This is a genomic window from Aeromicrobium flavum (assembly GCF_007992115.1).
Taxonomy (GTDB): domain Bacteria; phylum Actinomycetota; class Actinomycetes; order Propionibacteriales; family Nocardioidaceae; genus Aeromicrobium; species Aeromicrobium flavum.
In genome coordinates this window covers 51588-63610 of record NZ_BJZQ01000002.1, presented here as the reverse complement: position 1 = coordinate 63610, position 12023 = coordinate 51588, and the positions used below count along the sequence as shown (strand labels likewise).

15 protein-coding genes are annotated in these 12023 nt (G+C 69.0%); 13 read left to right on the top strand and 2 right to left on the bottom strand.

Annotated elements, in window-relative coordinates:
• The first annotated feature begins 15 nt into the window (after positions 1-15).
• The 9 genes from AFL01nite_RS03285 (at position 16) to AFL01nite_RS03245 (ending at position 6386) form a co-directional block, all read left to right on the top strand.
• Positions 16-381: a DUF1330 domain-containing protein gene (locus AFL01nite_RS03285; RefSeq protein WP_146825755.1), complete on the top strand. Its 366-nt coding sequence runs from the start codon at positions 16-18 to the stop codon at positions 379-381.
• 160 nt (positions 382-541) lie between these two features.
• Positions 542-763 (top strand): translation initiation factor IF-1, encoded by a 222-nt coding sequence (gene infA / locus AFL01nite_RS03280; protein WP_007078610.1) that lies wholly within the window; start codon positions 542-544, stop codon positions 761-763.
• A gap of 49 nt (positions 764-812) precedes the next feature.
• The gene (rpmJ, locus tag AFL01nite_RS03275) at positions 813-926 is read left to right on the top strand and encodes a 50S ribosomal protein L36 (RefSeq protein WP_008361054.1); all 114 of its coding nucleotides are present in this window, start codon (positions 813-815) and stop codon (positions 924-926) included.
• Between the two features lie 172 nt (positions 927-1098).
• Positions 1099-1467, top strand: coding sequence for a 30S ribosomal protein S13 (gene rpsM, locus AFL01nite_RS03270; RefSeq protein ID WP_078699100.1), 369 nt, complete (start codon positions 1099-1101; stop codon positions 1465-1467).
• 8 nt (positions 1468-1475) lie between these two features.
• A complete protein-coding gene (gene rpsK / locus AFL01nite_RS03265; protein WP_146825754.1) occupies positions 1476-1874 on the top strand; it encodes a 30S ribosomal protein S11 in 399 nt (132 codons plus the stop codon).
• A gap of 36 nt (positions 1875-1910) precedes the next feature.
• Entirely contained in the window at positions 1911-2519 is a 609-nt protein-coding gene (gene rpsD / locus AFL01nite_RS03260) for a 30S ribosomal protein S4 (RefSeq protein WP_146825753.1), read from the top strand.
• Positions 2520-2583: 64 nt separating this feature from the next.
• Entirely contained in the window at positions 2584-3594 is a 1011-nt protein-coding gene (locus AFL01nite_RS03255; protein ID WP_146825752.1) for a DNA-directed RNA polymerase subunit alpha, read from the top strand.
• Between the two features lie 34 nt (positions 3595-3628).
• Complete coding sequence (gene rplQ, locus AFL01nite_RS03250; protein WP_146825751.1) at positions 3629-4177, top strand: 50S ribosomal protein L17; 549 nt, start codon at positions 3629-3631, stop codon at positions 4175-4177.
• A gap of 163 nt (positions 4178-4340) precedes the next feature.
• Entirely contained in the window at positions 4341-6386 is a 2046-nt protein-coding gene (locus tag AFL01nite_RS03245; RefSeq protein ID WP_146825750.1) for a S8 family serine peptidase, read from the top strand.
• A gap of 6 nt (positions 6387-6392) precedes the next feature.
• On the opposite strand, the gene AFL01nite_RS03240 is transcribed toward AFL01nite_RS03245, so the two are convergent.
• The gene (locus AFL01nite_RS03240) at positions 6393-6890 is read right to left on the bottom strand and encodes a DUF3253 domain-containing protein (protein ID WP_146825749.1); all 498 of its coding nucleotides are present in this window, start codon (positions 6888-6890) and stop codon (positions 6393-6395) included.
• Positions 6891-6954: 64 nt separating this feature from the next.
• On the bottom strand, positions 6955-7458 hold the full coding sequence (locus AFL01nite_RS03235) for a thioesterase family protein (RefSeq protein ID WP_146825748.1): 504 nt from the start codon (positions 7456-7458) through the stop codon (positions 6955-6957).
• A 162-nt stretch (positions 7459-7620) separates the two neighbouring features.
• On the opposite strand from AFL01nite_RS03235, the gene AFL01nite_RS03230 reads away from it, so the two are divergent.
• The 4 genes from AFL01nite_RS03230 to AFL01nite_RS03215 all read left to right on the top strand — a co-directional run bounded on the left by AFL01nite_RS03230 (position 7621) and on the right by AFL01nite_RS03215 (position 11984).
• On the top strand, positions 7621-9132 hold the full coding sequence (locus AFL01nite_RS03230; protein ID WP_146825747.1) for an AMP-binding protein: 1512 nt from the start codon (positions 7621-7623) through the stop codon (positions 9130-9132).
• Positions 9129-9821 (top strand): HAD family hydrolase, encoded by a 693-nt coding sequence (locus AFL01nite_RS03225; protein WP_146825746.1) that lies wholly within the window; start codon positions 9129-9131, stop codon positions 9819-9821. Before AFL01nite_RS03230 ends, AFL01nite_RS03225 begins: the two co-directional genes overlap by 4 nt.
• A gap of 70 nt (positions 9822-9891) precedes the next feature.
• Complete coding sequence (locus AFL01nite_RS03220; protein ID WP_146825745.1) at positions 9892-10701, top strand: SDR family oxidoreductase; 810 nt, start codon at positions 9892-9894, stop codon at positions 10699-10701.
• Positions 10702-10748: 47 nt separating this feature from the next.
• On the top strand, positions 10749-11984 hold the full coding sequence (locus tag AFL01nite_RS03215; protein WP_146825744.1) for an acyl-CoA dehydrogenase family protein: 1236 nt from the start codon (positions 10749-10751) through the stop codon (positions 11982-11984).
• Positions 11985-12023 lie beyond the last annotated feature (39 nt).

The window sequence follows — 12023 nt, the reverse complement described above, 5'->3', positions numbered from 1 at the left end:
GGCTAGGGTCGGGGCATGGCAGTCGATCCCACCGGTGCGGACCTCAAGCGATTCCTGTCCGAGGACCCCGGGGGAGGGGTCGTCATGCTGAACCTGTTGCAGTTCCGGCCCGACGGTGTCGCGTCCTACCGCGAGTACAGCGAGCGGATCGTCCCGTTCCTGGCGAAGGTCGGCGGCGAGGTCGTGTACGCGGGCAACCTGTCCACCGCGCTGGTCGCGCCCGACGGCTGGGCGTGGGACGCCGTGCTGCTCGTGCGGTACCCCTCGCGCGAGGCGTTCAGCCAGATGGTGGCCGACCCGGACTACCAGCAGATCACCGGACTGCGCACCGCCGCGCTCGACGAGGCCGTGCTGCAGGCCGGCATCCCCTGGGGCGTCTGAGACCCCGCGCAGGACTCGATTTGAGTCGAAGGCCCCCTTCGACGTAGACTTGTGTGTCGGCCTTGTCGGGCCGTATCCCCATGCCCCCAGGCAGCCCGGGAACGGGCGGGGACACGTGCGCGTGCCGGGTCGAACAGTCGATACGAAGAAGTTGAGGTGTATGGCGAAAAAAGAAGGCGTCATCGAGATGGAGGGTGCGGTCGTCGAGGCCCTGCCCAACGCGATGTTCCGGGTCGAGCTGGCCAACGGCCACAAGGTCCTGGCCCACATCAGCGGCAAGATGCGCCAGCACTACATCCGGATCCTCCCCGAGGACCGGGTCGTGGTGGAACTCTCGCCGTACGACCTCAGCCGAGGTCGCATCGTCTACCGCTACAAGTGACAATTCCACATCCCCCACGTTCAGTTCGTACCGAAGAGAGAGCTTCTCGATGAAGGTCAACCCGAGCGTGAAGAAGATCTGTGACAAGTGCAAGGTGATCCGTCGCCACGGCCGCGTCATGGTGATCTGCGAGAACCCGCGCCACAAGCAGCGCCAGGGCTGACCAGAACACCTCTTCTTCAACGCAGCACCCTGAACATCTGACGGCTCATCCGGGCCCCGTCCACGACGGAGCCACGGGTGCCACCTCCGGCGCAGAGGCCGGAGCCCGATCGAGGCGATCGGGATGCCCCAGGTGACGACACCTCTGCCGAACCGAAAGGAACTGCCAGCACATGGCACGCCTCGTCGGAGTGGATCTGCCGCGCGAAAAGCGCGTGGTGATCGGACTCACGTACATCTTCGGTGTCGGTCGCACTCGTGCGATCGAGACCCTCGCCGCCACCGGCATCGACCCCAACACCCGCGTTCACGAGTTGAACGACGACCAGCTCGTCGCACTCCGTGACCACATCGAGGCGAACTACCAGGTCGAGGGTGACCTGCGCCGCGAGGTCACCGCGGACATTCGCCGCAAGATGGAGATCGGCTCGTACCAGGGCCGCCGTCACCGTGCGCACCTGCCCGTTCGCGGCCAGCGCACCAAGACCAACGCGCGCACCCGCAAGGGCCCCAAGCGCACCGTCGCCGGAAAGAAGAAGTGAGGTAGCCGATGCCCCCGAAGAACTCCGGCGCCAAGAAGGTGCGCCGCAAGGAAAAGAAGAACGTCGTTCAGGGCGAGGCCCACATCAAGAGCACGTTCAACAACACGCACGTGACGATCACCGACCCCAGCGGTGCGGTGATCGCGTGGGCCTCCGGCGGAACCGTCGGCTTCAAGGGCTCGCGCAAGTCGACGCCGTACGCCGCCGGCATGGCCGCCGAGGCCGCCGGCAAGGCTGCGATGGACCACGGCATGAAGAAGGTCGACGTCTTCGTCAAGGGCCCCGGCTCCGGACGCGAGACGGCGATCCGGTCGCTCAGCGGCGTCGGCCTCGAGGTCGGCACCATCTCTGATGTGACCCCCAGCCCCCACAACGGCTGCCGTCCGCCCAAGCACCGTCGTCTCTGACGCGTCGTCGACTTTTTCTTCAAGGAGTAATCAACCATGGCCCGTTACACCGGACCTCTCACCAAGAAGTCGCGCCGTTACGGCGTCGACCTCGTCGGTGGGGACAAGGCCTTCGAGCGCCGTCCGTACGCGCCCGGCCAGCACGGCCGCACCCGCGTCAAGGAGTCGGAGTACCGCACCCAGCTGCAGGAGAAGCAGAAGGCGCGTTACACCTACGGCGTCCTCGAGAAGCAGTTCCGCAAGTACTACGAGCTCGCGTCGCGCCGCCCCGGCAAGACCGGTGACAACCTGTTGACCCTGCTGGAGAGCCGGCTCGACAACGTCGTCTACCGCTCCGGCCTGGCCCGCACGCGCCGTCACGCCCGCCAGCTGGTGACCCACGGTCACTTCCTGGTCAACGGCGTGAAGACGAACATCCCGTCCTTCCAGGTCAGCAAGCACGACATCATCGATGTCAAGCCCAAGAGCCTGGAGACGACGCCGTTCATCGTCGCCCGCGAGACCCACGACGCCGACACCGTTCCCGGTTGGCTCGACGTCTCGCCCGATCGTGGTCGCATCCTCGTGCACAGCAAGCCCGTGCGTGAGCAGATCGTCGTCCCGATCCAGGAACAGCTCATCGTCGAGTTCTACTCGAAGATCTGATCCTTCTCACTCGCTCCACCAACCGGCCCTCAAATAGCGGTGGGTCCGGAAAGGAAAGAACACCATGCTGATCGCCCAGCGCCCCGTCCTGTCCGAAGAGGTCGTCGACGAGTTCCGTTCGCGGTTCGTCATCGAGCCCCTCGAGCCCGGATTCGGCTACACCCTCGGCAACTCGCTGCGTCGCACGCTGCTGTCGTCGATCCCGGGTGCGGCCGTCACGTCGATCAAGATCGACGGCGTCCTCCACGAGTTCTCGACCATCGAGGGCGTCACCGAGGACGTCACCGAGATCATCCTCAACCTGAAGAACCTCGTCGTGTCCTCCACGATCGACGAGCCCGTCGTCATGTACCTGCGGGCCGACTCGGCCGGTGACGTCACCGCCGCCGCCATCACCCCGCCGGCCGGTGTGGAGGTCCACAACCCGGACCTGCACGTCGCGACCCTGAACGACAAGGCTCGCCTCGAGATCGAGCTGGTCGTCGAGCGTGGCCGCGGCTACGTCTCCGCCGTCCAGAACAAGACCGGCGACGAGGAGATTGGCCGCATGCCGGTCGACTCGATCTACAGCCCCGTGCTGAAGGTCACCTACAAGGTCGAGGCCACCCGTGTCGAGCAGCGCACCGACTTCGACAAGCTGATCATCGATGTCGAGACCAAGTCCTCGATCCTGCCGCGCGACGCGATCGCGTCGGCCGGTTCGACCCTGGTCGAGCTGTTCGGCCTGGCGCGCGAGCTCAACGTCGAGGCCGAGGGCATCGACATCGGCCCGTCGCCCGTCGACGAGCAGCTGGCGGCCGACCTGGCGCTGGCGATCGAGGACCTGGACTTCACGGTCCGTTCCTACAACTGCCTCAAGCGCGAGGGCATCCACACCGTGGGTGAGCTCATCACGCGCAGCGAGCAGGACCTGCTGGACATCCGCAACTTCGGGTCGAAGTCGATCGACGAGGTCAAGGCCAAGCTCGCCGAGCTGGGTCTGTCGCTCAAGGACAGCCCGTCCGGCTTCGATCCGTCCGCCGTCATCGACACGTTCGACGAGGACGCCGGATTCGCCGAGGACGAGCAGTACTGAACTGCTCTGACACCACTGATTCAGGAGTAACGACATGCCTACCCCCACCAAGGGTCCTCGCCTCGGCGGCAGCCCCTCGCACCAGCGGCTGATCCTGGCGAACCTGGCCCAGAGCCTGTTCGAGCACGGTCGCATCACGACGACCGAGGCGAAGGCCAAGCGCCTGCGCCCGTACGCCGAGCACCTCATCACGAAGGCCAAGACCGACACGGTGGCCAACCGCCGCCACGTCGTCAAGGTCATCCGTGACAAGGGTGTCCTGCACACGCTGTTCACCGAGATCGGCCCGGCCATGGCCAGCCGTCCCGGCGGCTACACGCGCATCACGAAGATCGGTCCGCGCAAGGGCGACAACGCCCCCATGGCCGTCATCGAGATCGTCGAGGCCAAGGAGTTCGACGCTTCGGCGCCGAAGGCTCCGCGCGCCGAGGCCGCCCCGGTCGAGGAGGCCCCGGTCGAGGAGACCGTGACCGACGAGACCGCGCCGGAGGAGACCACCGAGGCTCCCGCCCAGGAGACCGCCGAGGTCACCGAGGCTCCCGTCGAGGAGGCCCCCGCGGCCGCCGAGGACGAGACCAAGTAACACGCTTCGCACGCGGCGCCCATCCCGTCGGGGGTGGGCGCTTCGTCGTGTCCGGGCGAGGATCGACCGACTGGGCGGTCGAGGCGGAATCGCCGCTCGTTTCGGGATATGCTCACGTGGCCCCTCAGAGGCGAGGTGGCCGATGACTCGGGGAAGGCCCACCATGACGCAGCGTCTGCGCCGTCCACTCACGCTCGTCGTCCCGCTGGTGACGACGTTCGCCCTCGCGGCCGGTGCCCTGTCCGCCGTCGCGGCGGAGGCGCCCGCCGACGGGCCGCTGAACACCGAGGAGATCGCCCAGCCGGCGCGCGGCCTCATCGTCAAGCTCACCGACGAGGCCGACTCGTCGGTCTCGGACCTGGTCGACGACGTCGCGGCCGAGCTGCCCGACGACGTGGGCGTGGCCGAGACGGCGTCCGGTCCGGGCGAGATGGGCCTGCTCGAGCTGTCGGAGCAGGTCGACGCGGCCGACCTGGACGACGCGATCGAGCAGTTGCAGGACAACCCGGACGTCGCGTGGGCCGTGCCCAACGGCGTGCGCATGCCGTCCGCCACCGCGAACGACCCGTACTTCACCAACGGTCGCCTGTGGAACCTCACCGGCACGTGGGGCGTCGAGGCCAACAAGGCCTGGGACCTCACGACCGGCAGCGCCGGCGTGCGCGTCGCCGTCGTGGACACGGGCCTGCTCACCAACCACCCCGACCTCGCCGGCCAGTACGTCGCCGGTCGCGACTTCGTCGACCGCGACTACGAATGCGCCAACGAATTTTGTACTCGCATCCGGTTCCGCAACACCTTCTACTTCGCGAACGACGGCAACGGTTGGGATTCGAACCCGGCGGACCCGGGCGATTGGGACGGTGCCAGTCGCTGCGCGGGGTCACCGAGAAGCACATGGCATGGCACGCACGTTGCAGGCACGATCGCAGCGAAGCGAAACAACCGCATCGGCGTCGCGGGCGTCGCGCCGGGCGTGAAGGTTCAGCCCGTCCGGGTACTGGGGCGCTGCGGCGGCACCGACTGGGACATCGCCATGGGAATCCTTTGGGCGTCGGGCGCGAACGTCACGGGCTACGACGGCGGTCAGCACGGCACCATCCCGGTCAACCGCACGCCCTCGAAGGTCATCAACCTCTCTCTGGGCAGCTGGAACGGCACGGACCGAGAGCATGCAGCGCAGTGGACCCGGAGTGCATGCAAGTTCTACGGCGACGTTGCTGCCATCGCGCGCAAGCGCGGATCGACGATCGTCGCCGCCGCCGGCAACAACGGCAGCAACCACGCCTACAACGTGCCGTCGGTCTGCCCCGGGTTCATTGGGGTTGCCGCGACCAAGAAAGACGGCACGAGGGCGTCCTACTCGAATTTCGGCCGTGGGATCGACCTTGCAGCGCCCGGCGGCTCGGGTGAGGACGGCGACCTCCCGGGCAACAACATCATCTCGACCTTCAACGCCGGCGCGACCAAGCCGGGCACGAACAACTACGCGGAACGGGCGGGCACGAGCATGGCGGCGCCGGCGGTGTCCGGCGTCGCGGCGCTCGCCTACTCGGTGGGCATCACGCACCCCGACGTCGTCGAGCGCGTGCTGAAGTCGACGGCACGCCGCGCGGCGAACTGCCCCACCACGGCGTGCGGCTCGGGCGTCGTCAGCGCCCACCGCGTGCTGACGGCCAAGGCGCCCACGAGTGCGCCGCGCCTGACCGGGCCGCCTCGTCCGGGCCGCACCCTGCGAGCGACGACCGGCTCGTGGCGCAACGGCGCCCAGGTCAAGCTGACCTGGTACCGGGGCTCGCGCGCCGTGCGCACGGGGACGTCCTACCGGCTCACGAAGGCCGACATCGGCCAGCGGGTCACCGTCCGCGCGACGGCGACGAACGGGTCGGCCGGGATCTACCACCAGAGCTCGGTTTTCGTGAAGACGAAGTCGCGGCTGTCCTTCTCGATGCCGTCCAAGGTCAAGAAGTCGAAGAAGACCAGGATCACCGTCAAGGTCAAGGCGCCGTACGTTCGCGCGACCGGCACGATCCGCGTCTACGACGGCAAGAAGCGCATCGCGTCGAAGAAGCTGACGTCGAAGAACAAGGGCAAGGTCAAGATCACCCTGCGCAAGCTCAAGAAGGGCAAGCACCGCATCCGCGTGATCTACTCCGGCAGCGGCAAGGTCACCTCGGCCCAGCGCAGCAAGGTCGTCCGCTCGCGCTGAGCGGTCTCACGCGTCGAAGCGCTCGCCGCGGCCGATCCGGACCGGTCCCTTCGCGGCGCCGGCCTCGACCGGCTCGCCGCGCTGGGTGATCACGACGCGGCCGTCGTCGGCGAGCGCGTCGGCGACGGCGCGCACGTCGGACATCCACTGCCGCCAGTCGGAGCCGCCGACGACGCGGGCCACGTCGCTGGGGCAGATGGTCTTGCCGTCGCGCTTGCGCAGGAGTGCCCGGATGGTCGCCTCGGCCCGGGCGCGCAGCGTGTCGTCGGTGTGGTCGTCCCACCACGGGTGGCCGCGCTCGCCGAGGGCGACCTTGGCGTCGCCGACCCGGCCCCGAGCGTCCGGCTCGCCCGCGCGGACCGCCCGGCGGGCGCTCATCAGCTCGTCGACGAGCTCCTGACGCAGGGGGTCGGGGATGTGGGGGTCGGTGGCGCGCCAGCGGCGGCCGTCGATCACGACGAAGTGGCCGTCGGGGGTCCGCTCCGGGCCCGGTGCGTCCGCCATCTCACCACCTCCTGACCGCCACGACGCTACCGGCGGCGCGGCGACGGTGCAGTGCGGACGATCCTCAGCGCACGCCCATCGGACCCGCCAGCGGCAGCGACCACGGCAGGGCCTCGTGCTCGCGGACCCGGTCGTGCAGGAGCGCGGTGAGGTCGTCGGGCATCGGCGTCGTGCGTCGGGAGGTGAGGTCGACATGCAGCTCGAGGAACTCGAGGGTGTTGGCGATCGTCCCGCGCGAGCGGTTGACCACGACCGTCAGCCCGTGGATCGCCTTCGGGGCGACGCCGAGGATGCGCAGGTGGACCGAGAGCTCGTCGCCGACGAGGGACTCGTCGTGGAAGCGGATGTGGTGCTCGACGCTGAAGACGCTGTGGCCGGTGCGGTCGCGATAGGCCTCGTCGAAGCCGAGCGCGGTGAACGCCGCGTCGGCCGCCTCCATGTGCAGCCGGTAGTAGTGCCCGACGTTGACGTGTCCGTTGCCGTCCTCGAACTCGGGCGGCGCGACGAGGGAGAGCGCGGTCCCCAGGCCGGAGACGTCGTCGATGGTGGGCCAGGTGGCGGTGGTCATGGCGGCCACTCTAGCCAGAGTTGAATCGCGTTTCAGATCACCCCGGCACGTAGGCGGGGTTCCGTGGCGGCCCTCCTCGCGCTAGGCTGCTAAAACTGAAACCAAGTTCACTTTGTGACGCGCGTCATGCGTCACGCCTCGCAGCGATTGAAGGACGACGACATGGTCAACATCGTTTCCCGCGTCTGGGCGCATGCCGACGCCGAGCCCGACCGGGTGGCCCTCCGGTCGCCCCGCACCATCACCTTCGGCCAGCTGCGCGAGACCAACCGGCGCGTCGCCGGAGCCGTCCGCGCGGCCGGCCTGCAGCCCCTCGACCGGGTGCTCTTCATCGCGCCGACCATCCCCGAGTTCCCCGAGGTCTACTACGGCCTGCACGCCGCCGGCGTGACCGTCACGACGATGAACGTCATGTCGACCGTCCCCGAGATCGAGTACGTCCTCGACGACTCGGGGGCCACGCTGGTGATCGCCTGGCACGAGTGCGCCGACGCCGCGCGCACCGCCGCCGAGCAGCGCGGGCTGCCCTTCTGGGAGGTCGAGCCCGGTGCCCCCTTCGACGCCGAGCCGCTGGAGCAGGCCCACGAGCACGACCCCGACGACACCGCGATCATCCTCTACACGTCCGGCACGACCGGACGGCCGAAGGGCGCCGAGCTCACGGCGAACAACCTCGTCGCCACGGTGGACTCCTTCCAGCCCGTCCTCGAGCTCAGCGGCGACGACCGGTTCGGCACCGCGCTGCCGCTGTTCCACGTCTTCGGCCAGGCGGTGTGCATGAACACCGCCCTCGCGGTCGGCTCCTCGTTCTCGCTGCTGAGCCCGTTCGACCCGGTGAAGATGCTCGACATGGTCAAGACGGACCGGCTCACGTCGCTGTCCGGCGTCCCGACCATGTGGAACGCCATGCTGCACGCGGAGGGCGACTACTCGCCGGAGGACTTCGCCTCGCTGCGGATGGCCACCTCCGGCGGCGCCTCACTGCCGGTCGAGGTCATCCGGGCGTTCACCGAGCGGTTCGGCTGCTCGGTCCTGGAGGGCTACGGCCTGACCGAGACCACCGGCGCCGCGACCTTCAACGACCTGAACCGCGAGCAGCGCATCGGCACCACCGGTCCGGCGCTGCCGGGCACGGTCGTCGAGGTGCGCGACGCCACGGGCGCCGTACTGGCGCCCGGCGAGGTGGGCGAGGTCTTCATCAAGGGCCCCACGGTCATGAAGGGGTACTGGAACCGGCCCGAGGCCACCGCGAGCGAGCTCGTCGACGGCTGGCTCAAGACCGGCGACCTCGGATCGCTCGACGACGACGGCTACCTGACGATCGTCGATCGCGTGAAGGACCTCGTGATCCGCGGCGGGTACAACGTGTACCCGCGCGAGGTCGAGGAGGTGCTCTACGAGCACCCCGGCATCGTCGAGGTCGCCGTGGTGGGCATCCCGGACGAGCACTACGGCGAGGAGATCGCGGCGGTGATCGCGGCGGCGCCCGGCCACGAGCTGAACGGCGAGGAGCTGCGCGCCTGGGCCAAGGAGCGGCTCTCGGCCTACAAGGTGCCGCGCATCTACTCGTTCGTCGACGCGCTGCCCAAGGGCGCCACGGGCAAGATCCAGAAGCGGGCGATCGACAAGGACCGCCTGCTGGAGATCGCACGCACCGCGGCCCGCGCCCGATGACCGTGACGGCCGACGCGGCCCCGCAGGACGTCTTCGCGTCGGTGGATCCGCCGCGCGCGGTCCTGTTCGACTTCGGCGGCGTGCTGACCACGAGCGTCTTCGCGTCCTTCGCCCGCTGCAGCCGCGAGATCAGCGGCGACCCGGACCTGCTGCTCCAGGTGGTGGCGCAGGACGAGGGTGCGAGCGCCGCGCTCGTCGAGCACGAGTGCGGCCGCATCGAGGACGAGGAGTTCGAGGCGGCCGTCGCCCGCGGGCTCGCCGCCCGGGGCGTCGAGGTCGAGCCGGCCGGGCTGATCGCGCGGATGCAGCGCGACCTGCTGCCCGACGAGGCGATGCGGTCCGTCGTCTCGCAGCTGCGCGAGCGGGGGATCGCGGTGGCTCTGGTCTCGAACTCCCTCGGCCGCGACTGCTACGCGGGGCACGACCTCGAGGCGCTGTTCGACGTCCGGGTGATCTCCGGGACCGAGGGGGTCCGCAAGCCCTCGCGCGAGCTGTACCGGATCGCGTGCGAGCGACTGGGCGTCGCACCCACCGAGGCGCTGATGATCGACGACCTCGCGATCAACGTGCGCGCGGCCCACGCGATGGGCCTGGGCGGCGTCGTCCACCGGCGTGCCGACCGGACGGCCGAGCAGCTGGCGACGCTGCTCTCGCTCGAGCCCGGCGCCCTGCTCGAAACCCGTTCTTGAACTTGAGCCCGAATTCAGGTTAGGGTGTGAACCAGGTCACGCAGGACCACATTCAGACCCGAGGAGAACCATGGACATCAACGGCAAGGTCGCCGTCGTCACCGGAGCCGGTGGCGGCATCGGCGCCGCCCTGGCCGAGGCCCTCGTCGCAGCCGGCGCCCGCGTCGTCGTCGCGGACCTCAAGGCCGATGGCGTCGAGTCCGTCGCGAAGAGCCTCAACGCCGACACCCCGGACTCGGCCGTCGCCGTCGCCGGCGACGTGTCCCGCACCGAGCAGATCCAACGGCTGATCCAGACCGCCGAGGAGTCCTTCGGGCCGGTCGACCTCTACTTCGCCAACGCCGGCGTCGGCGGGGGAGTGAACCTCGACGCGTCGGAGGAGGACTGGGACCTGGCCCACCAGGTCAACGTCATGGCCCACGTCCGCGCGGCGCAGCTGCTCGTGCCCGGATGGGTCGAGCGGGGCTCCGGCTACTTCGTCTCCACGGCGTCCGCCGCCGGGCTGCTGACCCAGATCGGCTCGGCCACCTACTCGGTCTCCAAGCACGGCGCGGTGGCCTTCGCCGAGTGGCTCTCGGTGACGTACGGCGACCAAGGCGTCAAGGTCAGCTGCCTGTGCCCGATGGGCGTCAACACCGACATGCTCACCGGCGGCGCCCCCATCACCAACGAGACCCAGCGCCGCGCGGCCCAGGCCGTGACGGACGCGGGCGGAGTGCTCGAGCCCGCCGAGGTCGCGGCGATGGTGCTGGCGGCGATGGACACCGAGGAGTTCCTCATCCTGCCGCACCCCGAGGTGAAGACCTTCCTGTCGCGCAAGACCGGCGACATCGACCGGTGGCTCGCCGGCATGCGCCGCTACCAGGCCTCGCTGGCCTGAGCCGTTCCCAGACCCCCCTACCTCACGAACCAGCTAAGGAGCTGACCATGCATTTCGAACTCTCGGACACCGCCAAGGAGTACCAGGAGAAGGTGCTCGCCTTCATGGACGAGCACGTCTACCCCGCGGAGTCCGTCTACCACGCCCAGATGGCCGAGTCCGGCAACGCGAACCACCACCCGGCGATCCTCGAGGAGCTGAAGACCGAGGCGAAGAAGCGTGGCCTGTGGAACCTGTTCCACCCGCACAAGGACGAGGCCTGGGGATCGCCCGGCCTGAGCAACCTCGACTACGCGCCGCTGGCCGAGATCATGGGCCGCAGCCCGTACCTCGCCCCCGAGGCCATGAACTGCAACGCTCCCGACACCGGCAACATGGAGGTGCTGCAGCTGTTCGGCACCGAGGAGCACAAGGAGAAGTACCTCAAGCCGCTGCTGAACGGCGAGATCGCCTCGGCGTTCTGCATGACCGAGCCCGCCGTCGCCAGCTCGGACGCGACGAACGTCGAGCTGCGCATGGACGCCGACGGCGACGAGTACGTCCTCAACGGCCGCAAGTGGTTCGCCTCCAACGCCCTGCACGCGAACTGCAAGGTCCTCATCGTCATGGGCAAGACGAACTTCGAGGCCGAGACGCACCGTCAGCAGTCGATGATGGTCGTGCCGATCGACGCTCCCGGCGTCACGATCGTCCGCGGTCTCCCGGTGTTCGGGTACATGGACCGTGAGGGCCACGCCGAGATCCTCTTCGAGGACGTGCGCGTGCCGAAGACGGCCCTGCTGGCCGGCGAGGGCGACGGCTTCATGATCAGCCAGGCCCGTCTCGGACCCGGTCGCATCCACCACGCGATGCGCTCGATCGGCATGGCCGAGCGTGCGCTGGACCTGATGATCAGCCGCGCCCAGAGCCGCACGACCTTCGGTCAGCCGGTCGCGATGCGCTCGAACATCCAGGACTGGATCGCCGAGGCGCGCATCGAGATCGAGGCGACCCGCCTGCTCGTGTTCAAGACGGCGTACCTGATGGACACCGTCGGCAACCAGAAGGCGCGCATCGAGATCGCGGCGATCAAGATCAAGGCGCCCGAGATGGCGCTCAAGATCATCGACCGCGCCATCCAGGTGCACGGCGGCGGCGGCGTGACCGACGACTTCCCGCTGGCCAGCTTCTACGCCCACCAGCGCACCCTGCGCATCGCCGACGGACCGGACGAGGTGCACAAGCGCACCCTCGCGCGGGTCGAGCTGCGGCGCATGGAGTCCCAGACGGCCGCACGGGTCTGATGACCCCGGATCCGCGGGCGGTCGCGGGCAGTGCCCCGC